Source organism: Psychrobacter sp. JCM 18900 (genome assembly GCF_904846625.1).
Lineage (GTDB): Bacteria > Pseudomonadota > Gammaproteobacteria > Pseudomonadales > Moraxellaceae > Psychrobacter.
Window position 1 is genome coordinate 626,027 of sequence record NZ_CAJHBL010000003.1, and the last position, 23,639, is coordinate 649,665.

Genomic DNA, 23,639 nt, shown 5'->3' on the forward strand with positions numbered 1-23,639 from the left:
TAAACATCTAATCACATATCAAAAATCTTACCACGATTCATAATATTGTTTGGGTCAAAGACTTTTTTGACTTCCTTTAGGTACTCAATCTCAGTTTCACTGCGGCTATAGTGCAGATACGGCTTCTTCGTCATACCAACCCCATGCTCAGCAGATACCGAACCACCATATTTCTGTACTGTCTCAAACACATATTTATTGACGACCTGACACTCAGCAAAGAAATCATCTTTATTCATATTCTCAGGTTTTAATATATTCAGATGCAAATTACCATCGCCGATATGACCGAACCAACAAACTTCAAAGTCAGGATAGTTACTGCTGACAATATGATCAATCTCTTCGATAAAGGTCGGTACATGGCTTATTAGCACCGAGACATCATTCTTGTAAGGGGTGAATACTGAAATGGTCTCAGAGATATACTCACGTAGCTTCCATAGCTCTGCTGCTTGCGTGAGGTTTTGACTCATCACCCCATCGACGACCCAACCTTGCTCCATACAATGCTCAAATATGGCCATGGCTTTGTCCATGATTGGCTCATATGGTGCTTCAAACTCTAATAGCGTATAGAACTTGGTACGCGATTCAAAGGGTTCTTGTACTTGACCATGTGCCATCAGCTTATCAATGGCCACATCGTCAAAGAACTCGAATGCCGTCAAATCAATCTGCGCTTGAAAAGCAGAGAGTACGTTCATCACATCGTTAAAGCTGTCCATGCCAAGCACCATGACGTTTAAGTCTTGTGGCTGACGTTCAAGTTTGATTTGCGCATGAGTGACAAGGCCAAGCGTACCTTCACTACCGATGAACAATTGGCGCAAGTCATAACCAGTGGCGTTCTTTACCATGCCGCGATTCAGCTGCAAGATATCACCTTTACCCGTGACAACAGTCAGCCCCATAATCCATTGACGGGTCATGCCATAGCGAATGACTTTGATACCGCCAGCATTGGTACCGATATTGCCACCGATTTGACTAGAGCCTGCTGAGGCAAAGTCGACAGGGTAGTATAAGTCTTTTGATTCAGCGAATTCTTGCAACTGTTGGGTGACGACACCGGCTTCGACTTCAACTATTCGATCGGCAGGGTAGAATTGTCCAATCTGGTTCATTTTATCCATGCTAACGACTATCTCGCCATTAGCAGCCACGGCACCAGCAGATAAACCAGTACGACCACCACTTGGGGTGAGGACGACGTTGTGCTCATTGGCAAGGAGTACGATAGTCTGTACTTGCTCGGTGGTCTTTGGAAAGACGATGGCAGCAGCAGCAGGGGCAAAGTGTTTGGTCCAGTCTTTGCCCCAATGCCCTAGACTCTCAGCATCGGTTTTGATTTGGGTCGGGTCGAAACTATGGGTATCAGTGAGCGTGCTCAAGATGGTTTGCACGGCATTAGTTTCGGATGTGTTTTGAGCGGTAGTTGGCGTCATGGTCAAATCTCAATATTGGCGTAAGCACGATGCTGGGACTGCTTATTATATAGCGAAATAACTATAAATTCAGTGGTGAGTCAGCTCGTAGAGGTAATAAGTGGGTGATAATTTTTACCTATAAGAAGAGGTAAGTAATAAATAGTTGATTCGATCGGTTTCAAACAGAATAATTCACTATAGCATAAAAATTTTTCAGGCTTGATAACCAATAATTCATCTAATCTGCTAACATCGGCCTCAAATTTTGTGTAAGATATCGGGACTGTTTTCGTTTCATCCATCATAGATTATCCAACAGGTAATCTTATAAAACAATTATAGGACAGTTCTCATATGGCGTTATCACTACAAAAAGACAAAATCCGGTTTTTATTGCTTGAAGGTCTACATGACAATGCCCTAAAAGTATTGGAAGGAGCTGGTTACCACAACATCGAGAATATCAGTCACGCCTTAGATCAAGACGAGCTGATCGAAAAGATCAAAGATGCTCACTTCATCGGTATTCGTTCGCGTACTCAGCTGACGCGTGAAGTACTTGAGCACGCACACAAGCTTATCGGCATTGGTTGCTTTTGTATTGGTACCAACCAAGTAGATTTAGATGCCGCTCGTGATCTTGGTATCCCTGTCTTTAACGCGCCATTCTCGAACACCCGTTCGGTAGCTGAGCTAGTATTGGCAGAAGCCATTATGCTGTATCGCGGTATTCCTGAAAAGAATGCAACCGTACATCGCGGCGGCTGGGGTAAGTCTGCGACCAACTCACACGAAGTACGTGGCAAGACTATCGGTATCGTCGGTTATGGCTCTATCGGCTCGCAGCTGTCTGTCTTAGCAGAAAGCTTCGGCATGAAAGTCATTTATCATGATGCTGTGACCAAATTGCCACTAGGCAACGCGGTACAAGTTGGTAGCCTAGAAGAGCTACTATCAACGGCTGATATCGTGACATTGCATGTACCTGATGTACCAAGCACCCGCTATATGATGAAAGCTGAGCAGTTCGCTCAGATGAAAGAAGGCAGTTACTTTATCAATGCGGCTCGCGGTACGTGCGTCGAAATTGATGATCTGGCGGATGCGCTTGAGTCTGGTAAAATCTTGGGCGCGGCTATTGATGTGTTCCCGAAAGAGCCAAAGTCAGCTGACGAAGAGTTTGAGTCACCACTACGTAAGTTTGATAATGTGATTTTGACGCCGCATATCGGTGGTTCAACACAAGAAGCACAGGCCAATATCGGACTGGAAGTAGCAGATAAGTTTGTTAGATACTCTGACCAAGGTGATACAGCGACTGCGGTGAACTTCCCAGAAGTTTCTATTCCGTTCAAAGAAAACTCGCATCGTCTACTACACATTCACAAAAACGTGCCAGGCGTACTGTCTCAGATTAACCGTTTGTTTGCTGAAGCTGGCATTAACATCCTAGCACAGAGCCTGATGACAGAAGGTGATGTTGGTTATCTAGTGATGGATGTCGATTACAATGATTCGACTGCTGCACTAGACCAATTAAAAGATGTAGAAGAGACTATCCGCGTACGTATCTTATTCTAATATAGTCAATCCATTATAAAATTGGATCAATTATATCAGGGCTAATAGTTTTGATACGCATTGAAGATTTATCATAAAAAAAGAGAGGTTCTATTGATTAGAGCCTCTCTTTTTTGTTTCGCTTCTTTTTTATTGTACTAATACTAAGTTTAGTTCGCTTTAGCGTTGTTTGCAGCTTCCGCTTGTAGACGCGCTTCCGTCTTAGCGGCTTTACGCTTTTCGATTACATCCATCACGTCGCTACCAATATGGGCTTCACCACGCTTCTTGGCTAGCTGCATTTGGTGCTCACGCTCACGGAAACGGGCTTTCTGCTCGTCGGTCGCTTTGTCGATACAGTGTGGGCATGACTCACCTTTGATATAGGCAGGGCTTTGCATGTCATCGGCTGTGATTGGCATACGGCAAGCAAAACATTGCTCATAACTGCCTTTTTCTAAGTTGTGGTTGACCGAAACTCGATTGTCAAAAACAAAGCAATCACCTTGCCACATAGAGTCACTGGCAGGGACTTCTTCAAGGTATTTTAGGATGCCGCCTTCTAAATGATAGACCTCTTCAAACCCTTGCTCGCGTAAATAGGCAGTAGATTTTTCGCAGCGGATACCACCTGTACAGAACATCGCCACTTTTTTATGCTTGGCTGGATCGAGCTCTTTTGAAACGTATTCTGGAAACTCGCGGAAGGTTTCAGTGTTTGGGTTGACTGCATTTTGGAAGGTGCCGATTTGCACTTCATAGTCGTTACGCGTGTCGATCAAGGTGACTTCAGGATCTGAGATCAACGCATTCCACTCGCTTGGTTTTACATAGCGACCAACGGATTCCAATGGATCGATATTCTCGACACCCATAGTGACGATTTCTTTTTTCAGTTTCACCTTAGTGCGATAAAAAGGCTGTGTGTCAGTATAGGACTCTTTGAAGGTAAACGTGCCAATCGCCTCAATACTACGCAGGTAGTCAAGTACAGTATCGATAGCTTGACGCGTACCAGAAATCGTACCATTAATGCCTTCACTGGCAAGTAACAATGTACCTTTCACATCGTTATCAAGCATAGTGTTTAGAATAGGCTCACGATATTGCTCAAAATCAGCAAAGCGCGTGAACTTATATAGTGCGGCAACGACGATATTATTAGTCACACTATCGTATACAGGGGCTGAATTGTTGTCAGTTATCGCGGTTTCTTTGTTGATGCTCATGTCTTTCTCCTGCTGGCTAGGTCGCAAACCTAGTGCAATGATAATAGAAAAGTAGATAGGTATATAACATTATCTCAATTGTGGAATTGATTAATGCGCGCGTAGTGTAGCAAATTTTGCTAGGGTTTTGAATAGTTTGTAACGCTTGGATTATTGTTATAAAAAACAAAAAAGCCCAGTAAAATACTGAGCTTTTTTTATATTCAATTCGTAGTACGAAAGTTAGATACTATTTACTCTGGAACCAAGTATCTGCTTTGCTACGAGCACTGGCGATGTCATCACTTGATAGGTTCAATGCCAACTGACCAATTTTACCACGTGCCTTGTTACGGACTTTTTCGTCTAACATGCCATCACGGGCAGCCAAGTCATACCATTTATAGGCATCGACTAGATTTTTTTGCTTTTCATCTAGTAGCGCAAGCGTGTAGCTAGCACGGTTATCGCCACGCATTGCAGCTTTTTCTAACCACAAACGGGCTTGTTGCAAATTAGGCTGTACACCTTCACCGCGCAAATACATGATAGCAAGATTCAGCTGAGCAGGAGCAACACCTTGCTGAGCCGCTTTTGTATACCACTGGATTGCTTGTTGGGTATTTTGCGCAATACCTTCACCTTTTTGCAAACGCTTGGCCAGATAGAACTGTGCGTGATCGTTACCTTGGGCGGCACGACTAGACAACTCGCTCACAGGCATAAGCTCAAAACGTGAGGTATCAAGCGGTACGTTTGATATTAACTCAGCATTGGCTAAACCAGCACAAGAAAATAATGCAGTAAACAACGCAGCTTTTAATAATTTCATAGCAGCTCCAAAATTAGGCAGTTAATAAGCAAAAAAATTGTACCGCTAAACATTGTCTCGCTAAAGACAGTCAGACGGCGATAACAATTAGGTGGAATCTTGCGATATGAACTTACCTAATCATTAGCAAAAGGGGGTTGTCATCTCTAAATCAGAGATTTCACCCTAACTGATTAGACAAACGGTCGTAATAGTGGGGTGGCTGACAATATTTTGCTAGCTTAACACCCAAACTTACGAAACTCAAATACTAATTACAAGGTCTCATAGACGTTTGTACCTGATTGTCCTTAACAAAATCAGACAGTTACTAAAAAATTATATTAAGTTAACAATCTATTAAGGTTAATATCAGTATTTACAGCACTGTTTAACATTCTATAAAACATAAAGCCAGCTGATAACTTAACGGTTATTTCTTGGTCACTCGGTAGATAGCGACGTCTGCTAACAAGTTAGGCGCTTGTCTTATTAACGCTTTCATTAGCGGTGTGTGACCTTTTTCAGAATCACTAACGGCAAAACGATTAATGATATGAATATCATGCTGCGCACATAACAGTTCGAAATCTTTAAAGGTACATAGATGAATGTTTGGCGTGTTGTACCATTCGTAAGGCAGCGCTTCAGAGACAGGCATCATACCTTTAAGCCCTAAATGAATGCGGTTTTGCCAATGCGCAAAGTTAGGAAAGGTGATGACTGCTTCACGGGCAACTCTCAGCATATCAAGCAACAACTCGTCAGGTGCTTTTACTGCTTGTAGGGCACGTGCCATGACAACCGTGTCAAAGCTGTTATCAGCAAAACGCGCTAAACCATCGTTGAGATCCTGCTCGACAATCGATAGACCATTACCAATCGCCTCATTGATTTTGTCTTCATCAATCTCTAGTCCGTAACCTGTCACGCCTAGTTTTTGCTGTAAGTGGGCAAGCAGCTCGCCATTACCACAACCTAAGTCCAGTACATGTGCTTGCGGCGCAATCCAACGCTCTGCCAGTTGGTGATCCATTCTCATGAGCGCTCTCCTGTGGCTGGGCGGCTAGGGGTAATAAATGGCGCAGTCAAAAATCCTTTAACCGCACCCATGTAGCGAGGAATATCAAATAAGAATGAGTCATGTCCGTGCGGCGCGTCAATATTGATATAGCTGACGGGTTTGCCAGTGGCCATCAGTGCATCGACAATCTCTTGCGAGCGCTCAGGTGCAAAACGCCAATCAGTGGTAAATGACACGACCAGATATTGGCATTGTGTATGGGCAAAGGCCGCTTTGAGCGCAGAAAGCTCTTGCTGACGATCAGACTCAATATCTTCAATCGTCGTTACCGCATCTTCTAACTCACTCTGTGCGTTTGCTTTGCTAGATTCGACTGACGCCGCGATTGAGTCTTCTATTTGCACTGCCGACTCTGTAGTATCTTTTGCTACCGTTGAAGGATAATCGCGCGTCGGATCAAAGTAATCTAAGGCTTTGGTCATGAGCAGATAAGTATTGGCATCGAAGTTTTCACTAAAGCGTTCGCCTTGATAGCGTAGGTAGCTTTCGACCTGAAATTCAACATCGTAGCCATACATGAATTTGCCAGATTTTAAATCACGACCAAATTTGGCTTTCATCGCGTCATCAGTTAAATAGGTAATATGGCCAACCATACGCGCCAATATCAGTCCGCGACGAGGATAAGTGCCTTCTTGTATATAGCGCCCGTCTTTAAAGTCAGGATCGGATAATATAGATTGACGCGCCACTTCGTTAAAGGCGATATTTTGAGCAGATAGCTTTGGCGTACTGGCAATGACCACACAGCGCTTTAATCGCTCTGGATAATCAACAGACCATTGTAGCGCTTGCATACCGCCCATTGAGCCGCCGACAATCGCATGCCAAATGTCGATGCCTAGACGATCTGAGAGCATTGCTTGGGTTTTTACCCAGTCTTTGATGGTGATCAGCGGGAAATCAGGGCCATACACTTGTGGCTCATTGCTACTATTTGAATCAAGGCTGTCCGAACTAACACTATCCGAGCCAACGCTATCTGGGTTAATAGTGGTAGGCCCTGTTGAACCAAAACAGCTGCCGATATTATTGACACACACCACATAGAACTGATTGGTATCAATTGCTTTATTGGGGCCAATCATATTGTCCCACCAGCCTGCTTTTTTGTCATCAGCACTATGGAAGCCAGCTGCATGATGATTGCCAGATAACGCGTGGCAAATCAGAATCGCATTTGATTTGTCGCTATTGAGCGTACCGTAAGTCTCTACCATCAAGTCAAACGAGGGTAGGGTACGGTTGCATTCTAACGTTAAGGGCTCAGCGAAATGAAAATTCTGAGGCGTAACGATACCTACAGACCCTAAATCACTGTTGGTATTGGCTGAGCTATTAGAGTGAGGTTGTGAATTAGGATGCTGGTCACTGGTATTATCAGAGCGTGCGTTCAAAGCTACCTCGCAAGACTACAATCATCAATAAAATAAAAGCAAAATGGCACGTTGCTAACAGGCTATTTTACCTACACGGTTTTTATAAACTGGGCCTGCCTATTGTATGGTGATGCGCGTTGGAGTACAACCATCGAGCGCGCCTTTCGAGCGCATCGATCATAGTTTTTATAGAAGGTGCGCTAGAAATGAATAACGAGTAAGCCGCCAGCATCAAGTAATCAAGAGTTAATAAATAGCAACTGCGTATCAAATTGTATAGGAGCGCTTTTAGCCCGCGTCATTAATAGATAAAATGCTACACTAATGAGGTGTCTATTCAACTGTGTCTTAACAGTATCGTCTCTTATTATTTTGACCTAACCCTTAATAACTTACTGCTAATAAAGTGCTGCTATGAAACCTAAATTGCCCCCACGTATTGCCGTTTTGTTAGTGAATCTTGGTACCCCAGATGAGCCAACGGCCCCTGCCGTACGTCGCTACCTCAAACAGTTTTTGTCAGACCCACGAGTGATTGAGATTCCCAAATTTCTATGGGCTATTATTCTGAATCTATTTGTCTTACCTAGTCGTCCTAAGCGCGTAGCAAAGGCTTACGCCAGTATCTGGGAAGGTGATTCACCGATTCGTAAAATACTAAAAAGCCAAGTTGAGCTATTGGAACCACGTTTGGCTGATAGTGTGGCGCCATTTCGTGTCTCTGTGCATCCTGCGATGAGCTATGGTAATCCTGGTTTGCCTGACGTCATGGATGCGCTACGTGGTGAAGGGGTTGATCACTTTGTTATTCTACCGTTGTTTCCGCAGTATTCGGCTTCTTCAGGCGGTGCCGTATATGATGCGCTGACGAAGTGGACGCTCAAGCAACGCAACTTGCCAAATTATACGATTGTTAAAGACTACTTTGCCCATCCGCTATATATTCAAGCTTTGGCCAACTCTATTCGCCGTTTTCAAGAAAAGCATGGCAAGCCTGAAAAATTGATGTTTAGTTTTCATGGTATCCCGCAGCCTTATGCCGATAAAGGCGATCCTTATCCTAAACGCTGTAAATGTACCGCTGCACAAGTGGCGCATGAACTTGGCCTGAACGACGACGAATGGATTATCAGTTTCCAGTCACGCTTTGGCAAGCAAGAGTGGGTTAAGCCATATACTGATGTGGTGTTGGAAGATTGGGGTCAGTCAGGTGTGCGCTCGGTACAGGTGATCAGTCCGGCGTTTTCAGCAGACTGTCTAGAAACACTAGAGGAGTTGGCCATTGAAAACCGTGATAACTTCCTTAATGCTGGCGGGCAAGAGTATCATTATATCCCTGCACTAAACCTTGATGAGACACATATTGAATTGCTTGAAGCGTTAAGCTTACCTTTAGTAAAAGGTTGGGCTGGCACGTTAGATGGCTGGGTTTAATCAATTAAAAGTCGCTGTTTTAGTAAGCTGAATAGTAGAATGAAAAAAGCACGCTTAATATAGTTAAGCGTGCTTTTTTGGTTTAGAGAGGTAGATAAACAATCGTACTAAGTTCTAAAAATCATCATCGTTGCTACGTTCAGCCGCTTCTCTATCAACAATATCCATCGCATCTGGATAACCGCTATCATCAAGGTTGTCCTGAACCAAAATCTCATCGACACGTGACTCATCAATATTTTGACGATGCGCAGGTGTGAGTCCTTGGGTCGCATCACTACCGACTTCTGAGTTATTAAATCCCGCACTATTATCAATCACATCATCGTTATCAATGGTATGCAGCATAGGATTGTCCAAATCGACCAATTGGTTGTTTTGTTCATCCTGATTGTTGTTATCTAAATTATCTGAGTTATCGACGCTGTCATTATTGTCGCGACGATTACCGTCAATATGATCCATCTCTTCTGGTAGTGGGTTTTTTGAGTTTTCCATGAATAATTCCTTATTGTAGTTATTAGATGTCGCCATCATTAGAAATAAAAATATCGTACTGGTTTATCAGAGCATTTCTCATTGCGATGTAGATAATATGCTTCTCAGTTTGTACGCTTATTCAACTTTTCACTAGTAGTAAGGTGTGACAGGATGTTCAAAAAATGTAAGACAATGGCTAGAACGTAAAACGGCTACTCAAAATGAGCAGCCGTAATTGTTTATAAAATTTGTGCTAAGGCTTTATAAGATAGCAAAGTCGCTAAATGAGAAATCAAACTTATAGTTTTAATTATTGGCGTGGTCGAACTTATAATTTAACTTCTGTACCAGACATGACTCATAGTCAGCCAGTTTAAATCGCCATAAATAGGTCAAGGCAATACCATAAATGGCAGTCTCAGCCAGCTCTTCGACAATTTCCCCAAATGTATGCGGGAACATAATAGCATTCTCGCCCATGTACTGAATGACAGCAAGTACAGTAACGCTAAGATAGAGCGAAACTGGCACGTTTTTTAACACTGCCCATAGATAATGCCTCGAGTAGACCAGCAAACCAAGCGCGACGAGATAAATAACGGTAAGGACGCTGTCCTCCCACCAGTCATAAGACTGACCAAGCATCGAAAAGTCGCTTGGAACCAGTAAGTCTGGTAGATAGTTCAACTCTCGACGAATGACAGAGACAAATATAAGTACGGCTGCTAGCCAAAAAGCCTTAATTTGTTTGACATGACTTTTCATAACATATTGTGAACTGCGCAATAGGCATACTATCAAAAGTATAATGCCAGGGATTTCGATGATGCCATCTGAACTCAAGATAAATGACTCCTGCGTATCAAAAAGAATGTGTTAAAAACAAAAAAGTGAGCCCAAAGGCTCACTTTAAAGCAAAAATATCGAATAGTTAGTGTTTAACAGATGACCTATTATAAACCCCATACCCAGATATTACTGTTATGAAATATAACTAACTGGTCATAAGTGATTGTTAATATAAACAATATATAATGACTTATTGTAGTATCAGTTATCAAAAACTCTCATATCTGCAAAGTATATAAATAATTGTGCCTTACATGCTTGATTAAATGACAGTGAGTGATTAATGCGCCTCATCCCAGTTCTGACCGCTATCAGTCTCGACCAATAAAGGTACTGCAAAGTCGACATTCCAGCCTTTTTCTACTGCCGTAGTCGTCAAGACATCTTGCATAGCATCGGTAATTAGCTGGCTAACTTCGTCTACTTTATCGGCATCCACTTCAAACACCAATTCATCGTGAACCTGTAGCAGCATTTTAGCTTGTTCTTTTGGCAGCACTTTATCAACGGCAATCATAGCAAGCTTGATTAAATCGGCAGCAGAGCCTTGTAGTGGGGCGTTAATCGCCGCGCGCTCAGCACCTTGCTTGACCATACGATTACTATGATTGATATCAGGCGTATAGAGCTTACGGCCCAGTATCGTCTCGACATAACCTTGCTCATAAGCGCTAGCACGAGTATTGATCATATAGTTTTTGACGCCTGGATAACGCTCAAAGTACATATCGATATAGTCTTGTGCTTCGCCGCGGCTCATCTGTAGCTGCTTAGCAAGTCCAAAGGCACTCATACCGTATAGCAGACCAAAGTTAATGGCTTTAGCATTACGACGTTCGGTCGAAGTGACGTCTGCGACATCTTTACCAAGTACTTCGGCAGCGGTGGCCGCGTGAATATCTAACCCTTCGTTAAAGGCATGAGTTAGATTTTTATCACCTGAGAAGTGCGCCATTAAACGGAGTTCAATTTGTGAATAATCCGCAGCCAGAATAACGCGGCCTTCTGGCGCGATAAAGGCTTGACGAATTAAGCGACCAGTCGCAGTACGAATTGGGATATTTTGTAAGTTAGGATCTGTCGATGACAAACGACCAGTGCTCGTTAATGCCTGATGGTAGCTAGTGTGTACACGGTCGGTTTCGCTATCCGCGACATTATCCAGCGCATCAGTATAGGTGCTTTTGAGCTTAGATAATCCGCGATACTCTAGCGTAATATCGACCAATGGATGATCGATTTTTGATAGTACCGCCTCACCAGTCGAGTATTGACCAGACTTGGTTTTTTTGCCGCCAGCAACGCCTAGCTTTTCGAACAGCATCTCACCTAATTGCTTAGGAGAGCCTAAGTTAAACTCTTCACCTGCCACTTCGTAGGCGCGCTTCTCTAGAGCGATAATTTCTTCATCGAAGCGTTTTGATAGCTCGTTTAAGAAGGAGCGTTTAATCAAAATACCATGCGCTTCCATTTGGCAAAGTATCTCTGCTGTTGGAATCTCTAGCTCGTGTAGTAATTTGGCGTTATTGGCATCATTAGCTAGCTCAACGCTGAATACGTCAAATAATTGATAGGTGATATCGGCATCTTCACAAGCATAATCGCTCGCGATATCGATAGCCACTTGGTCAAAGGTAACTTGCTTAGCGCCTTTACCTGCCACATCTTCGAAACTGATGGTTTGCGTTTGCAGATAATGACGTGCCAAATCGTCCATGCCGTGGCGAGTGGCTGCTGCATTGATGACATAGCTGGCAAGCATGGTGTCCATTGCCCAGTTATTTGGCTGCTCATGTATGGCGCCAACTAGGTCGATATCATAGTGAGCGAGGATATGCGCATCGTACTTTAGATGCTGACCGATTTTACCGATATTAGGATTCTCTAAGACAGGTTTTAAGCGAGCTAAAACTGTATCGCGATCAAGTTGCTTGGCAGTTAGCTCATCACCTTCTAGGCTATGCGTAAGTGGAATGTAATACGCTTCGTGTGCTTGCAACGCGAAAGATAAACCGACAATTTGTGCATCACGCCAATGAACGCTAGTGGTTTCGGTATCAATGACAAAATGCGGAGCAGCTTCTAACAATTCGACCAAGCTATCAAACGCTGGCTCATCGAGTACAGTGTGCCACGCTTTATCATGGTTAGTGCTGTCTTTAATGCTGTCACCCTTGGTTGATTGGAGTGATTTTGCCACCTGTGCCTGTGACTCCGTATCGGCTTGGCTATCAGCAACACTTTTAGAGCCATTGGCAGGATGATTTGGATGGTCAAGCGATGCCAGCTCATTTCTAAACTCAAGCTCATTATATAAGTCGCGTAATTCATCTATATGAGCACAAGGGTCAGTATTGATTTTTAGGTCATTCCAATCTTGACCGATGGCTAAGTTAGTGACGATGGTAGCAAGCTTTCTGTTAAAAGGAATATCGTCGGCGTGTTCAATCAGACCTTTCGCCCCGCGACCTTTGATAAAGCCGATATGCTTGAGCATGTTTTCGATATCACCATACTCAACGAGCAAGTCTTTAGCGGTCTTTTTACCGATACCAGGTACGCCTTTGATACCATCAGAGGCATCACCCATTAGCGTTAAGAAATCGATCATTTGGTTTGGGTTAATACCAAACTTATCGATTACCGCTGGTGTATCCGTGACTTTGCCCGTAAAGCTGTCTTCTAGTATCACGCAGTCATTGACCAGCTGCATCATGTCTTTATCACCCGTTGAGATGACTACATGATGGCCTTGCTCGACAGCGCGATGGGCAAGTGTACCAATGATATCATCGGCTTCTGCACCTTCAATACGCAACAGTGGAATACCTAATGCAGTGACCAAACGATGAATATAAGGAATTTGCTCTACTAGCTCGATATCGATGGGTGGACGAGCGGCCTTGTAATCAGCAGACATATGATGGCGAAAAGTCGGTGATTTAGTATCGAAGCAAACAGCCATATGAGTAGGGTGATATCGACGCATCAGCTTGAGTAATGCGTTAAGTGTACCGCGTATCGCATTAGTGATTAGGCCCTGCGAGTTTTGCATGGTTTTTGGCAAGGCATGATAAGTGCGGAACAGATAATAGGAGCCATCAACCAAAATAAAAGGCGGCTGATCTTTGTCTACATGACTGGTATCCATCAGTGCCACGTTAGGCATGGTATCGAAGTTCGGTAGTGCTTTGGGGTCAAGCGCTTGGTGAGAGTTGTGGTCGTTATCGGTGGTATTGTCAGCTATGTCATCAGTCATAAAAGTCACTTATCAGCTATTAGATAAAAATATATACGCTTATTATAACGATAAAATTAGCGCGTGCCGAACTGCTTAACCGTTACGAGATGTTCTATCGTGTTCTTTTTTATTAGAATCTAGATTGGAGTTTTCGATATTCTATTTCCGAGACAAATAAATTGTTAAAGACAAAAAAGAACCCAGATAATCTGAGTTCTTTTTTGTCTGATAACTATCAGCTGTTTGTTATTAAATAGATGTTAATAACGAGTCTCTAAATGCGTTATTTTACTTCTGAAGAGACTTCAACATCGATGTTACCGCTAGTTGCTTTCGAATATGGGCATACTTCATGCGCTTTTTCGACCAATTTTTGGATCTCGTCAGCAGATAGATCTGTATTATCAGCGATAACATGAATTTTTACGGCAAGCTTATATTCGTGATTGTCACCTTGTAATAGGTCTACAGAGGTCTCAACAGTTGAGCCAAATGTTGCGCTTTCCATTTTTTTGACTACGCCTAAAGCGCCATCAAAACAAGCACCATAACCCATAGCGAGCAATTGCTCAGGATTATTACCTTTTTCATTACCGCCTGGTGGTACCATATTGATTTCAAGATCACTATCGCTTAAGGTTGCTGTACCCATGCGGCCGCCAGTAACAGTAGATTTGGTAGAGTATAGAGATTTCATGACATATCCTTTGTTGTGAGTTTTTATGTTTATATTTAAGTGGTAAATCTTAATATGAAACTTAGCATAACAAATCGCTCACGCAGCTCAGTGCATAGAGAGTAAATATATACTGCTAGTTTGTAAATGAGATTTCGGCCACAGTTTTATTCGTTTTTAGATTTACAAGCTTATCGTACAGTCGCCAAAGAGGTACAATAGCGGTAATGAGCCATATATACGTTATCAGTACGGATAATAGAAATCTGAATCATAAGGACATTGTTTGATGAATAGATGGATTGTGATACCTAGTGTTTGCTTTTTGACGACGCTTGCTTTGATAGGGTGCGAGGAAGAAGACGGCGCTTATGGGACGGCTAGTAGCAAGATTACATTGACAAGCTTTGCTAATAGTTATGATAGTAAAGCCAATGCTACGGCAATTGCGCGAATTGATGAAACGTATCGTACTGGTGCGCGCGAGATCAAAACAACCAATCTCATCAACAGTTATAGCAATCAAAGCCTGAATGATTTAGACAGAACCGTGCTAGCAGACGACTTTGAGGGTCGACTTGAAAATAAAGACATCGAGGTTAATAATCGGACGGTCAAACGCCCCATTTATGAAAAAAGCACCAACAACCAGCTAGACTACCAAACCACTTATAAGACGCTCAATTTATCAGGGCTGCGTGCTAATAGCTATGTTGCTAGTACAAACGTGAACAATAGATACGGTATTATTACCGACTTAAACAACTATCCTGAAATTCTGACCAATGTTGCTTTTCCTGAAGGGTCGGTTTGTTATATCCCTGTGGTAACCAGTGAGCGTTCGTTTTTGGCATTTAATGAGAAAAACAAGACTGGTTACGCCTCAATAGAGAGATGGATTGAAGTGGCCAAAACCCGCTTTAGTGCGGATAGAGATCATAGAACTTCTCAGTTCGGAGTTGGCGTAGGCAATCAGCAACAAGCCGCGCAAGTTATGTTTTTTGAGTACGATGATCAGCCTGCTTATGAATATAGCGGTGTTGAGTACGGAAAAGACGTCTATGAAGCAAATTATGTCGCCAAAGGTAGTACTGACCCGAATACGGACAGTCGTTTTGACGTAGTCGATTGTACAATCGTCAATGATGTGGCTGGCGACTTCTTGGCTGAGCAAATCGAACGCTACTATTGAGATGAATTGATGGCTATTAGTCATGCTAATTAAGCATGACGATTCTAATTAAAAAGCCCAAAAACACGCTTCGTTTAAATAATGGGGCGTGTTTTTTTATACGCTAATTCTGCACCCTGATGCTAAATCCGCTACAATACGCCCATTATTTATTTTATTTATTTATTTAGAGTCACTTCTAAATCACATAACTGTTGAAGCTGAAAATTATGAGCGTAGATCCAAAGAAATTAAACAAAGAAGTTGCTAAGCGCCGCACCTTTGCCATTATCTCGCATCCCGATGCTGGTAAGACCACCATGACCGAAAAACTCCTGTTATGGGGTCAAGCGATTCAGGTAGTGGGCGAAGTAAAAGGCCGTAAGACAGATCGTCATGCAACCTCAGATTGGATGAGCATGGAGCAAGAGCGTGGTATCTCGATTACGACGTCTGTCATGCAGTTTCCGTATAAAGACCATATGGTCAACCTACTAGACACCCCAGGTCACGCCGACTTTAGTGAAGATACTTACCGTACTTTGACCGCAGTGGATAGTGCGCTGATGATGGTCGATGGTGCAAAAGGTGTCGAAGAACGAACCATCAAGCTGATGGAAGTATGTCGTATGCGCGATACGCCTATCATCTCATTCGTCAACAAGCTAGATCGTCAGATTCGTGAGCCGCTTGAATTGCTTAGCGAAATCGAAGCAGTGTTGAAAATCAAATGTATCCCAGTGACTTGGCCTATCGGTATGGGTCAAGACTTCATCGGTGTCTATCATTTGACTGAAAATAAAACTTACTTTTATGAAAAAGGTAATGGCGGCAAGATGACGGTCTCTGAGACCCGAGAAGGCTACGATTATCCAGATATCCGTGAGCGCCTAGGACAGTTGATGTTTGACGCTTTTGAAGAGTCGCTTGAGCTGGTACAGATGGCGCTAGAAGAGTTCAGTGTTGAAGCATTTTTGGCTGGCGAGATGACGCCAGTATTGTTTGGTACAGCATTGGGTAACTTTGGGGTAAACATGGTACTTGATACCTTGGTCAAATATGCACCGCCGCCAAAAGCTCATCCAACGACTGAACGTGAAGTATCAGCCACCGAGACAGATTTTACAGGCTTCGTCTTTAAGATTCAGGCCAATATGGATCCGCGTCATCGTGACCGCATTGCGTTCTTGCGAGTGTGCTCTGGTAAGTATGAGAAGGGCATGAAAATGAAGCATGTGCGTCTGGGTAAAGACGTACGTATTGCCGATGCGCTGACCTTTTTGGCAGGCGACCGCGAGGCGCTAGAAGAAGCCTATCCGGGCGATATTATTGGTTTGCATAACCATGGCACCATCTCTATCGGTGACAGCTTCACTGAAGGCGAAGAGTTAAGCTTTACAGGTATTCCGCATTTTGCTCCTGAATTGTTCCGCCGTGTGGTACTAAAAGATCCGCTCAAATCAAAAGCGTTGCAAAAAGGTCTACAGCAGTTGAGTGAAGAGGGCGCAACACAGGTCTTTATGCCGCAGATTAACAATGATTTGGTTTTGGGTGCGGTCGGTGTCCTACAGTTTGAAGTGGTCGCGCATCGTCTAAAAGAAGAGTACAAAGTACAATGTACCTTTGAGCCAGTATCGATAGCTACGGTACGCTGGATTCATTGCGATGATGAAGTAGCATTGGCGAAATTTAAGAAAAAAGCCCATGACCAATTATCATTAGATGGTGGTGGTTATTTGACTTACCTTGCGCCATCACGCGTCAATTTACAGCTAATGCAAGACCGCTACCCAGAAGTGACTTTTAGTAGCACTCGCGAACATTAAATTTATTTATATTTCTATATTGTTCATTGATTAAGACACGCCAGCCGTGTCTTTTTTATTGCCTGTATTTACGACTCGAATAGTAAAAGTCAGACAACCGTTTGCTTACATCATCTCAAAAACGTGAACAGTCTTCCTACAATACATTGCAATTGTTACGGTAGAATATTGAATGGCATTTTATATTTGTAAAAGAGGACATATGCACACTACGACTCAAACTGATGATAAATCTATATCGGCTGATCTATTTTCGATAAAGGTAAGCCAGAGATGTTCAATTGCTATGTTAACAGGCAGCCTACTGTTAAGTGCCGTTAGTATGTCGGTAAATGCCGGAAGCTTTATTAGCAGCACGGAATATCTACCGTATCAACTACCCAGTAATATACAAGAGATGTGTGACAAGCGTGATAACTGTCCAGAGATTGAAGTTAAATATCTCAAAAGCAGTCAAAACTGGATAGATGAGATTGCCAATGCCCGTATCGATAACTTAGTCGTCAATAGTCAGATGACAGAGTCAGCACCTATTAAAGGTAAAAGTAGTGAAAAAGAAGTTACAGCTGCTATTGATGGCTTTGTGAGCTCGCAATTCCAAGATATGCCTGATGATGTGTCGTGGGGTTATAATCTGATGGTAGCGCCTCATTACTTAGGTCATGTCGATGACTTTGAACTGTTTGAGATTAGTTCCTATGTCTATACGGGCGGTGCACACGGCATGCCTTATAGCGAGTACCTAATATTTGACCCAAGTACCAAAAAGCAAATTACGCTTGACGACATGCTTATCTCAGATAAAAAACCTCGTTTTGAGGCACTTGCCTATGATGCATATAAAGTGTGGGTTAAAACGGTTGCCGAAGACGTGAGCAGTTATGAGAAAAACTGGCCATTTACGTTAAGCGATAATGTGACCTTGACTGATACAGGCATTAGCATTCGTTATCAGCATTACTCTATCGGTCCATATGCTTACGGTATGCCTGTCCTTAATATCCCCTATAGCAAGCTTGATAAAGTTATAAAACCTCGCTTTATACCAAAGTAAATACTGTATGGTGTTTGAGGAAAGTACTTAATAAACTGTGCTAGGCAAATATTATTAAAGAAATAGCGACAATACTTATCATAAATTGGCAGTAATATTTTAGAGTTATTATTTTTAGCATCATTGGATATTCAATAGAAAAATAAGGAGTTATAACATGACAAACGAGACAGACAGTATGAATACGGCAGCAAGTACAACTTGGCAGCTGAATGCATTGACGGAAGCGCTAGGTGACCTAACACTGACGGTTAGTGATAGTTTATCTATAGGTCGTGGTAGTGATAACGACGTAGTGCTAGGTAGCAAGCAGGTTTCTCGCAACCATGCAGTGCTCAGTGTGCTAGATGGTCAGCTGTATGTGAAGGACTTAGATTCTTCTAATGGCACGTTTATCAATGAGCAACGTATCGAAGGTAATGAATCTAGTCATCTAAAAGCAGATGACACACTTGGCTTTGCAAGTTTTAGTTTTCAAGTACAGGCATCTGCTTCACCTGCGACAACGTCAGAGAGTGAGGCACTAGCGCCAGTAGCCACAGAAGAGCCGGTAGCAGATGCAGATACACATGAGAACGTTGATGCCGCTGCCGTGACAGAAACTCCTGCTAGTGTGCCTGTGACCGAAGAGCAAATAGTTGAGGAAAGCGTTCTTGAAGAAAGTGCGAGCAAAGAAACTCTGATTGAAGAAGAGCCGATCATAGAACAAACAGGCAACGAGCCAGTGATTAAAGAAACTGGCATCGAAGAAATGTTGCCTGCTGCAGATGATACTGTACCTGTAGAGCCTTTACCTGTAGATGCCGGCTCAGATATGACCGAAGAATCAGTCACTCCTACGCACGAAACCGTTGAATCAGTTGTTGAAGAACCAGTTGTTGAAGAGCCAGCTTTTGAAGAACCAGCTTTTGAAGAACCAGCTGTTGAAGAGCTAGCTACTGAAGAAGCCGTTGCTACAGAACCAGTTGTCAAAGAAACAGGTATCGATGAAGTACTGTCTGACGCGGATGCAGCATCGCCTACGTTAGTAGAAGAAACGCCAGTTGCCACAGAAGGGGTAGATGACACATCTGTACCAACAACAACTGAAACAGAGGCTGTGACGACTACAGAGCCACCACAGACAGCATCTACTGATAGTGCGCCAGTGGTAGAAGAGCAGCCAGCAGTGCATGAGGAGCCAGCAGTTCAAGACGAACACGACAAAACGACAAAAACAGAGTTACAAGAAGAAGCTGACCCTGAAGTTTTAAAAGCCAAACAAGCAGCTAGTGCACAATTTTCAGGCACGGCTAATTTAGGGCAGCCGCGCGATCTTGGTACCGAAGGCAATAATGCGATGGATCAAGAAATCAGCAATCCTGCTCATGCAGGTCATGTAGAGAAAAAAGCGAGCGGCGGCTGGTTCATATGGGTATTTGTGACCATTCTAATTATCGGTTTGGCCTTATGGTTGTTTAATATGGGCGGTGCATAATTCAAATCTACACTAGGTTTTGTCGCAATTTTTGATATAGAGCCTTGTTATGATTACCGTTTTTTAAACAAATGACTCATTATAGCGTCGATATTTTAGCGAATATTGACGCTATATTTTATAGAGCAGCTTATATTTATTATTGTCTATAAGCTGCTAAGAGAGCGCTATTATGATGACTTTTGAAGAATATCAAGCTTTTAGAGATAGGGGCTTTAGTCACGCACCGCTAGTAAAAAAGCGTCTGATGGATGCGCAGACTCCCGTATCTGTATTCTCCAAAGTACGTGATCTAAATGGCTCTGCCTATCTGTTTGAGTCTGTGGTAGGCGGTGAGCGCTGGGCGCGATACTCCATGATTGGATTGGGTAGTGATCTGATTTTGCAGTACGCTGATGGCAATATGACGACCAAACGAAACGATCATATTGATACAGAGTCAGTAGAGAATCCCTTTGATTACCTGCGTGAGCTGATGGCGCAATATCATATGCCAACCGCTGAAGATGTGCCAACGATGCCGAGCTTTAGCGGCGGTTTAGTCGGTTACTTTGGCTACGATATGGTACGTGTTATTGAGCCAAGTGTCGGCTTATCTGATGCGGCCAATCCAATGTCGATGCCAGATATGTGGCTGATGCTTTCGATGAGCGTTATTGTATTTGATAATTTAGAGAATACGCTATCAATCATCGTCTATGCTGATTGCCAGTCTGAGGATGGCTACAGTTCAGCTATTCGCGAGTTAGAACAAATTGAGGAAAAGCTAGCAGAGCCATCAAACCTGCGCGCACCTGTAATGCCTACGCCTAAATTTATATCGCAAACAGGTGCTGAAAAATACTGTAGTGATGTCAATAAAATAAAGGATTACATTGCCGCAGGTGACGTCATGCAGGTAGTGCCAGCGCAGCGCTTGACAGCGGACTATACAGGCGACTCTCTAGCCGTCTATCGTGCGCTTCGCTACCTAAACCCATCACCGTATCTGTTTTTGGTGCATGGCTATACACTCGACGATCACAAACGCTTTGATATTATAGGTGCTTCTCCTGAAATCCTATCTCGTATCGAAAATGGCAAGGTGACGGTAAGGCCGCTGGCAGGGACGCGGCAACGTGGCCAAGATGAGGCTGAAGACTTAGCGCTTGAGCAAGAGCTGTTAAATGATGAGAAAGAGACAGCCGAGCATTTGATGCTTATTGATTTGGGTCGCAATGATATTGGCCGTGTTTGCGAGTATGGCAGTGTCAAAGTCACAGAAAAGATGTTTATAGAGCGCTACTCACAAGTAATGCATATCGCATCTAATGTTGAGGGTACGATACGAGCTGACAAAGATGCACTAGATGTATTTCGTGCCACTTTCCCAGCTGGGACGCTATCGGGTGCACCTAAAATCCGCGCCATGCAAATCATCGATGAGATAGAACCAGTACGTCGAACAGTATTTGGCGGTTCAGTTGGTTATCTAGGTTGGAATGGTAATATGGACACGGCCATTGCTATCCGTACTGCGGTGATGCGCCGTGGTGAGATACATATTCAAGCCGGAGCAGGGGTTGTTGCTGATTCTGTTCCAGAAAAAGAATGGGATGAAACCAATAAAAAAGCATTAGCATTAATAAAAGCGGTAGAAATGGCCTGTAATGGCTTGCGTATTCGCTAATTAAATGGCCGGTGATATGGCAAAAACAAAGGCTGCAAGTAAAAAGCCAATTTATCGTCATATTTTTATTTATAAAAAAACAAGCTTAATCAGTAACTTAAATATTTATATCAAATTAATTTAAAAAAAGATGAAAAAGTACTTGCGCATCTCGAAAAATTTGATAGAATAGCCACCACTTTAAGAGAACAAGCCGACTTAGCTCAGTTGGTAGAGCAACTGACTTGTAATCAGTAGGTCGCCAGTTCGATCCCGGCAGTCGGCACCATCTCTCTTAAAGTAGCTTTTTATGAATTTGTCTTAAATGTAAGTCATTTTTGTTCAAAGCAACCTAAGGTGGGGTTGGGGAGCGGTCAAACCCAACAGACTGTAAATCTGTCGCGAAAGCTTCGAAGGTTCGAATCCTTCCCCCACCACCATATTTTCTAAAGTTTGTCATAGCGCCAAGCATACTCTCTATATCTCATAACTCTCGATTAGAGTTATCCTGAATAAGAGTAAATGCGGGTGTGGTATAATGGTAACACCTTAGCCTTCCAAGCTAATGACGCGGGTTCGATTCCCGCCACCCGCTCCATATATACACCATCGCAAAGCATAACAATAAATCATCACGAGAGTCAGTAATTATTGCTGCATCGTGATATTTTTTTTAGTGCAGTTCAAAGGTTTCAATATACGCTCATATAGCTCAGCGGTAGAGCACTCCCTTGGTAAGGGAGAGGTCTCGAGTTCAATTCTCGATATGAGCTCCATTTATTGTTTACACCTTTTATGCTTGTTTTGCTATTTATATAACTTTGCGTCGATATCGAAATTATAGAATATTGAAATATATAACAGTAGTGCGGTAGACAATGATTCAAAGGTGACACTGAGGTGTTGCCTTTTAGTGCTGTCAGTATATTAATAAATATTGGTTTTGATGGTCTTATATAGAAAAGACTAAAACTAATAGGTCAGTATGCAGACGTTAATACATTATTTTTTGCACTTTGGTTTCCCTTTTTTTATCGCGATTGCGTTTTTTAGAGAAGAGTGGAAAAAAGCATATCTGATTTTGCTTGCGACCATGTTGGTTGATATAGATCATCTGGTAGCAAACCCAATATTTCAGGCAAATAGATGTAGCATTAATTTTCATCCGTTACATACTTATTATGCGATGCTAGTGTATTTTGCTTTACTCTTTCTTCGTAAGCCTTTTAATATCATTGGAACTGGATTGCTGTTCCATATGTTAACGGATTTTACGGATTGTTTGATGATGTCGGTCAGCTAATATCGCGACCTTGCATATCAAGATAATTATACGGTTATAAGAAAGGTTATAATCAATCGAGCTTTATATCTACTAGCTAGAGAGAAGTTGATTTCGATTGAGAGATGTATGACTATTTAAGACAAGTCAGCGTATAATAACGGATACAAGAATTAGTTCGGAGCATTGTTTAAGCAGTGGTTCGTGCGGTTGATAGCTAGGTTTATGATGATTTAATTCTATTATGAGCCATTAAACAGCTTTTTATTGATCATTCACCAAAAAAAGAGGAAATACCCATGGCAAAGGCCAAGTTTGAACGTAACAAGCCACACGTCAACGTCGGTACAATCGGACACGTTGACCATGGTAAAACAACCCTTACCGCTGCAATCGCAACCGTAGCTGCAATCACCTCTGGTGGCGAAGCTAAAGACTACGCGTCTATTGACTCAGCACCAGAAGAAAAAGCACGTGGTATCACCATCAACACCTCACACGTAGAATATGACACAGACAGCCGTCACTACGCACACGTAGATTGCCCAGGTCACGCCGATTATGTTAAAAACATGATCACTGGTGCTGCCCAGATGGACGGCGCAATCCTAGTCGTATCTGCAACTGACGGCCCTATGCCACAGACTCGTGAGCACATCTTGCTTTCACGTCAGGTTGGCGTACCGTACATCATCGTATTCATGAACAAATGTGACATGGTTGATGACGAAGAATTGTTAGAGTTAGTAGAAATGGAAGTTCGTGAACTATTGAACGACTATGACTTCCCAGGCGATGACACTCCTATCGTTAAAGGTTCTGCTACTGAAGCCCTAAAAGGCTCAGAAGAAAAATACGGCCAACCAGCTGTTGTAGAACTATTAAACGTACTAGACACTTATATCCCAGAGCCAGAGCGTGACATCGACAAAGCATTCCTAATGCCAATCGAAGACGTATTCTCAATCTCAGGTCGTGGTACTGTAGTAACAGGCCGTGTTGAATCTGGTATCGTTAAAGTTGGCGACG

18 protein-coding genes and 4 tRNA genes are annotated in these 23,639 nt (G+C 42.8%); 13 read left to right on the plus strand and 9 right to left on the minus strand.

Annotated elements, in window-relative coordinates:
* Positions 1 to 11: 11 nt before the first annotated feature.
* A complete protein-coding gene (locus tag JMX96_RS08205; RefSeq protein WP_201568526.1) occupies positions 12 to 1,448 on the minus strand; it encodes an FAD-binding oxidoreductase in 1,437 nt (478 codons plus the stop codon).
* 336 nt (positions 1,449 to 1,784) lie between these two features.
* Between JMX96_RS08205 and serA the strand changes: the two genes are divergently transcribed.
* On the plus strand, positions 1,785 to 3,011 hold the full coding sequence (gene serA, locus JMX96_RS08210) for a phosphoglycerate dehydrogenase (RefSeq protein WP_057758460.1): 1,227 nt from the start codon (positions 1,785 to 1,787) through the stop codon (positions 3,009 to 3,011).
* Positions 3,012 to 3,160: 149 nt separating this feature from the next.
* Here serA and JMX96_RS08215 read toward each other — a convergent pair whose 3' ends face one another.
* From JMX96_RS08215 to metX, 4 genes are all read right to left on the minus strand, one after another.
* The gene (locus JMX96_RS08215) at positions 3,161 to 4,159 is read right to left on the minus strand and encodes a rhodanese-related sulfurtransferase (RefSeq protein WP_320157903.1); all 999 of its coding nucleotides are present in this window, start codon (positions 4,157 to 4,159) and stop codon (positions 3,161 to 3,163) included.
* A gap of 289 nt (positions 4,160 to 4,448) precedes the next feature.
* The gene (locus tag JMX96_RS08220; RefSeq protein ID WP_057758462.1) at positions 4,449 to 5,030 is read right to left on the minus strand and encodes a tetratricopeptide repeat protein; all 582 of its coding nucleotides are present in this window, start codon (positions 5,028 to 5,030) and stop codon (positions 4,449 to 4,451) included.
* Positions 5,031 to 5,442: 412 nt separating this feature from the next.
* Positions 5,443 to 6,051, minus strand: coding sequence for a methionine biosynthesis protein MetW (metW, locus tag JMX96_RS08225; protein ID WP_057758464.1), 609 nt, complete (start codon positions 6,049 to 6,051; stop codon positions 5,443 to 5,445).
* Positions 6,048 to 7,391, minus strand: coding sequence for a homoserine O-acetyltransferase MetX (gene metX, locus JMX96_RS08230; protein ID WP_227676990.1), 1,344 nt, complete (start codon positions 7,389 to 7,391; stop codon positions 6,048 to 6,050). The genes metW and metX overlap by 4 nt, the downstream gene beginning before the upstream one ends.
* A gap of 495 nt (positions 7,392 to 7,886) precedes the next feature.
* Here metX and hemH point away from each other — a divergent pair, with 495 nt between their 5' ends.
* On the plus strand, positions 7,887 to 8,906 hold the full coding sequence (hemH, locus tag JMX96_RS08235; protein WP_201568529.1) for a ferrochelatase: 1,020 nt from the start codon (positions 7,887 to 7,889) through the stop codon (positions 8,904 to 8,906).
* Between the two features lie 114 nt (positions 8,907 to 9,020).
* Here hemH and JMX96_RS08240 read toward each other — a convergent pair whose 3' ends face one another.
* The 4 genes from JMX96_RS08240 to JMX96_RS08255 form a co-directional block, all read right to left on the minus strand.
* A complete protein-coding gene (locus JMX96_RS08240; protein ID WP_201568530.1) occupies positions 9,021 to 9,404 on the minus strand; it encodes a hypothetical protein in 384 nt (127 codons plus the stop codon).
* 288 nt (positions 9,405 to 9,692) lie between these two features.
* Positions 9,693 to 10,151, minus strand: a complete 459-nt coding sequence (locus JMX96_RS08245) for a hypothetical protein (protein ID WP_227676983.1) — start codon at positions 10,149 to 10,151, stop codon at positions 9,693 to 9,695.
* A 364-nt stretch (positions 10,152 to 10,515) separates the two neighbouring features.
* Positions 10,516 to 13,494: a DNA polymerase I gene (gene polA / locus JMX96_RS08250; protein ID WP_201568532.1), complete on the minus strand. Its 2,979-nt coding sequence runs from the start codon at positions 13,492 to 13,494 to the stop codon at positions 10,516 to 10,518.
* A gap of 265 nt (positions 13,495 to 13,759) precedes the next feature.
* The gene (locus tag JMX96_RS08255) at positions 13,760 to 14,173 is read right to left on the minus strand and encodes an Ohr family peroxiredoxin (RefSeq protein WP_057758473.1); all 414 of its coding nucleotides are present in this window, start codon (positions 14,171 to 14,173) and stop codon (positions 13,760 to 13,762) included.
* A gap of 268 nt (positions 14,174 to 14,441) precedes the next feature.
* Between JMX96_RS08255 and JMX96_RS08260 the strand changes: the two genes are divergently transcribed.
* The 11 genes from JMX96_RS08260 to JMX96_RS08305 all read left to right on the plus strand — a co-directional run.
* Positions 14,442 to 15,344 (plus strand): hypothetical protein, encoded by a 903-nt coding sequence (locus JMX96_RS08260; protein ID WP_201568534.1) that lies wholly within the window; start codon positions 14,442 to 14,444, stop codon positions 15,342 to 15,344.
* 209 nt (positions 15,345 to 15,553) lie between these two features.
* Entirely contained in the window at positions 15,554 to 17,149 is a 1,596-nt protein-coding gene (locus JMX96_RS08265; protein ID WP_057758477.1) for a peptide chain release factor 3, read from the plus strand.
* A 202-nt stretch (positions 17,150 to 17,351) separates the two neighbouring features.
* On the plus strand, positions 17,352 to 18,203 hold the full coding sequence (locus JMX96_RS08270) for an RsiV family protein (protein ID WP_201568536.1): 852 nt from the start codon (positions 17,352 to 17,354) through the stop codon (positions 18,201 to 18,203).
* Between the two features lie 157 nt (positions 18,204 to 18,360).
* Positions 18,361 to 19,680: an FHA domain-containing protein gene (locus JMX96_RS08275; RefSeq protein WP_201568537.1), complete on the plus strand. Its 1,320-nt coding sequence runs from the start codon at positions 18,361 to 18,363 to the stop codon at positions 19,678 to 19,680.
* A 172-nt stretch (positions 19,681 to 19,852) separates the two neighbouring features.
* Positions 19,853 to 21,349, plus strand: a complete 1,497-nt coding sequence (gene trpE / locus JMX96_RS08280) for an anthranilate synthase component I (protein ID WP_201568542.1) — start codon at positions 19,853 to 19,855, stop codon at positions 21,347 to 21,349.
* 192 nt (positions 21,350 to 21,541) lie between these two features.
* Positions 21,542 to 21,617, plus strand: a tRNA-Thr gene (locus JMX96_RS08285).
* A 67-nt stretch (positions 21,618 to 21,684) separates the two neighbouring features.
* A tRNA-Tyr gene (locus JMX96_RS08290) sits at positions 21,685 to 21,768 on the plus strand.
* 84 nt (positions 21,769 to 21,852) lie between these two features.
* Positions 21,853 to 21,926: transfer RNA gene (locus JMX96_RS08295), tRNA-Gly, on the plus strand.
* A gap of 103 nt (positions 21,927 to 22,029) precedes the next feature.
* Positions 22,030 to 22,104 (plus strand) — tRNA-Thr (locus tag JMX96_RS08300).
* 209 nt (positions 22,105 to 22,313) lie between these two features.
* A complete protein-coding gene (locus tag JMX96_RS13630; protein WP_227676984.1) occupies positions 22,314 to 22,631 on the plus strand; it encodes a DUF6122 family protein in 318 nt (105 codons plus the stop codon).
* Positions 22,632 to 22,909: 278 nt separating this feature from the next.
* A partial coding sequence (locus tag JMX96_RS08305; RefSeq protein WP_201568548.1) for an elongation factor Tu occupies positions 22,910 to 23,639 on the plus strand: 730 nt, incomplete at its 3' end.

What these genes read in the sequence shown, in the direction of transcription:
- JMX96_RS08245 (WP_227676983.1), bottom strand. Translation starts at nt 10,151, where the DNA reads ATGAAAAGTCATGTCAAACAAATTAAGGCTTTTTGGCTAGCAGCCGTA.
- JMX96_RS13630 (WP_227676984.1), top strand. Translation starts at nt 22,314, where the DNA reads ATGCAGACGTTAATACATTATTTTTTGCACTTTGGTTTCCCTTTTTTT.
- JMX96_RS08265 (WP_057758477.1), top strand. Translation starts at nt 15,554, where the DNA reads ATGAGCGTAGATCCAAAGAAATTAAACAAAGAAGTTGCTAAGCGCCGC.
- JMX96_RS08260 (WP_201568534.1), top strand. Translation starts at nt 14,442, where the DNA reads ATGAATAGATGGATTGTGATACCTAGTGTTTGCTTTTTGACGACGCTT.
- JMX96_RS08240 (WP_201568530.1), bottom strand. Translation starts at nt 9,404, where the DNA reads ATGGAAAACTCAAAAAACCCACTACCAGAAGAGATGGATCATATTGAC.
- serA (WP_057758460.1), top strand. Translation starts at nt 1,785, where the DNA reads ATGGCGTTATCACTACAAAAAGACAAAATCCGGTTTTTATTGCTTGAA.
- trpE (WP_201568542.1), top strand. Translation starts at nt 19,853, where the DNA reads ATGATGACTTTTGAAGAATATCAAGCTTTTAGAGATAGGGGCTTTAGT.
- JMX96_RS08205 (WP_201568526.1), bottom strand. Translation starts at nt 1,448, where the DNA reads ATGACGCCAACTACCGCTCAAAACACATCCGAAACTAATGCCGTGCAA.
- JMX96_RS08220 (WP_057758462.1), bottom strand. Translation starts at nt 5,030, where the DNA reads ATGAAATTATTAAAAGCTGCGTTGTTTACTGCATTATTTTCTTGTGCT.
- polA (WP_201568532.1), bottom strand. Translation starts at nt 13,494, where the DNA reads ATGACTGATGACATAGCTGACAATACCACCGATAACGACCACAACTCT.
- metW (WP_057758464.1), bottom strand. Translation starts at nt 6,051, where the DNA reads ATGAGAATGGATCACCAACTGGCAGAGCGTTGGATTGCGCCGCAAGCA.
- JMX96_RS08275 (WP_201568537.1), top strand. Translation starts at nt 18,361, where the DNA reads ATGACAAACGAGACAGACAGTATGAATACGGCAGCAAGTACAACTTGG.
- JMX96_RS08255 (WP_057758473.1), bottom strand. Translation starts at nt 14,173, where the DNA reads ATGAAATCTCTATACTCTACCAAATCTACTGTTACTGGCGGCCGCATG.
- hemH (WP_201568529.1), top strand. Translation starts at nt 7,887, where the DNA reads ATGAAACCTAAATTGCCCCCACGTATTGCCGTTTTGTTAGTGAATCTT.
- JMX96_RS08270 (WP_201568536.1), top strand. Translation starts at nt 17,352, where the DNA reads ATGCACACTACGACTCAAACTGATGATAAATCTATATCGGCTGATCTA.